The 2,294-nt window shown below is 48.5% G+C and carries 4 protein-coding genes; all 4 read right to left on the bottom strand.

Features of this window, described 5'->3' with window-relative positions; genetic code table 11:
- Nucleotides 1-137 precede the first annotated feature (137 nt).
- On the bottom strand, nt 138-698 hold the full coding sequence (locus ACY69O_RS07860) for a hypothetical protein (RefSeq protein WP_462332917.1): 561 nt from the start codon (nt 696-698) through the stop codon (nt 138-140).
- A 189-nt stretch (nt 699-887) separates the two neighbouring features.
- Nucleotides 888-1,256, bottom strand: coding sequence for a desulfoferrodoxin family protein (locus ACY69O_RS07855; RefSeq protein WP_462332916.1), 369 nt, complete (start codon nt 1,254-1,256; stop codon nt 888-890).
- Nucleotides 1,257-1,384: 128 nt separating this feature from the next.
- Nucleotides 1,385-1,642, bottom strand: coding sequence for a hypothetical protein (locus ACY69O_RS07850; protein WP_462332915.1), 258 nt, complete (start codon nt 1,640-1,642; stop codon nt 1,385-1,387).
- A 57-nt stretch (nt 1,643-1,699) separates the two neighbouring features.
- On the bottom strand, nt 1,700-2,294 hold a 595-nt coding region (locus ACY69O_RS07845), incomplete at its 5' end, for a GGDEF domain-containing protein (protein WP_462332914.1).

Here is a 2,294-nt window from a genome sequence, read left to right as displayed (position 1 = left end):
ACGCACAACACCCCTATAAGTCAGGTTGTCCGGGCCTGACTTATGGGGGTGCTGTGTTTTCGTAAGGTTTTCTATGCAGTATTACGAGGAGGGTGTAATATGCATAGGCTTTAAGGAATTGGATTTTAAGCGGATTATTATTTATCGAGGTCCGGGTTCAGGGTAGGGAGCTCCTGCGTTTTGTCCTGCTCCGGGGATTTTGTTTCAGGGATCTGGTGTTTCATGGTGCCGGAGTTGCTTGTTTCAGGTTTCTTCATTTCAGGATAAACTGTTTCCGGTGCTTTTGTTTCGGGGAGTTTTGATTCAGAAGCTTTTACTTCGGAAGTTTTGTCTGTTGCGCGTTTTGAGTCGCGAACGTTTTCCGTTGCGCGTTTGTCATTCTTTTTTATGTCCTGATTTTTGTCGCCGATTTCTTTTTTGTCGGAGATTTTTGTATCAGCTGTTTTTTCGGCTTTGTCTGAGGAGGGCTGTTCGTAGCGTCCGCGGCTTACCTGTACATTGGAACCGCCGTCCTGCTCGAAGGCTCCGCGGCGTACATCGTATTTATGTTCTCCTGTTCCGTTGAGGGCACCGCTCTGTTCTGTTACTTCGGCAGCAGCTGCCGGTGCTTCGGATGCCATGACAGGCATTGCGGTTCCGATTACTGATGCACCGATTGCCAGTGCGCAGAGTCCGTTTGTCCATTTCGTTGTTTTCATAGAATCATCCTTTCGGTTTACTATTGATTCGGGATAACCCGTTGACTGAATTATATGACAACTATGTGAAAGGATTATGATAGACTATGAAAGCATTATGATTAATTATGAAAGAAGTCTGGGGAAGAATGAAAAGTGTTTGAAAAGGGGAATAAAAACGCCTTCTCCTAACGGAGAAGGCGTTTTGTATTACGATGCCCAGAGGCTGTGGAGGTTGCAGTATGCGTAGGTCTTGACCAGTTTTTCGCCTTCAGCCAGTTTGAATGTGGCTGCCGGGGCATCCTGCGGGGTGAGATTCTTTATCTGGCAGCCGCTGCTGGTTTCGATAAGAATCCATTCGATGTAGTGCTCGGGTGTCATCGGATGCTCGACGCTTCCGACTTTGACGGTTACAGTATCGCCGGATACTGTTGCTACAGGGACATGTTTTTCCTGAGCCGCGTCTGTTGTGCCGGGGACAAGCTCGGTCATGTTCTGGCCGCAGCAGACGAGCTGTCCGCCTCCGTCTTTAAGTACCTGAATGATGTTGCCGCACAGATTGCACTTGAAGAATCTCATTAGTAACTCCTCCCATCAACATATAGGTTTTAATATACTCCTGTTTATATTGTACCACGATATGAATTACATTTTTATGAAAAAATAAAAATTACCTTCCCGAATGGGAAGGTAATTTTTGTATGATGTTATTCTTTTGGTACAGGTTTTTCTGCAGGTCGTTCTACGGGAGCCGGCTCCGGTTCTTCGACCTTATAGCGTCCCGGTTTCACTTTGATAGTGGATCCGCCCTCCTGCTCATAGGCTCCTCTGCGGACGTCGTATTTATGAGGTCCGTCGCCGTTGAGAGCACCGTCGTAGGCTGACGCGTAGGGCATTGCAGTTCCGAGAACGGCCGCGCCGACAGCGAGAGCACAAAGTCCATTCATCCATTTGCTTGTCTTCATAAGATACCATCCTTTCAGTGAAAAAATATTTTACGGAAATATTCCGCAGGAACGCTGTTATTTATCGAACAGGGTTATACGGTCTTTGCCGCTGTTCTTTGAGTGATAGAGCGCGTCATCGAGATGGCGGTAGAAGCTCTGGAAGTTTCCGTCCGCAGGGAACTCGGCTATGCCTATACTCAGAGTGACATTGGTGCCGTCCGGCAGTGGGGGTGCCTTTTTCGCGGCCTTACGGATACGTTCTGCGATAGATTTGGCAGCTTTGAGCCCTGCACCCGGAAGTATTATGAGAAATTCCTCGCCGCCCCAGCGTCCTACGCTGTCTGTGGGGCGGATATTGTGCTCAAATACTTTTGCTATATCCTTAAGTACCTGATCTCCCACCTGATGACCGAATTTGTCGTTGACCTTTTTGAAGTCATCAAGGTCAATCATGATAGCGCTGAGGTGGTCGGAGGCACGGTGCCCGTTGTGCTCGTTTGTTATGGTGTGCTGCAGTATCTGTTCGATTTCACCGCGGTTATAGATGCCTGTAAGACGGTCCAGTTTAGCGAGCTTTGCCAGCTTTTCGTTCGCTTCCTCGAGTTCGGCAGTTGTTGCCGCGATAAAGTTGGCAAGGCGCTGCACCAGCGGCATTGTGGTGGGCTGGGGT

This window comes from Schwartzia sp. (in: firmicutes) (assembly GCF_978017985.1).
This window is presented reverse-complemented; position numbering and strand designations above follow the sequence as displayed.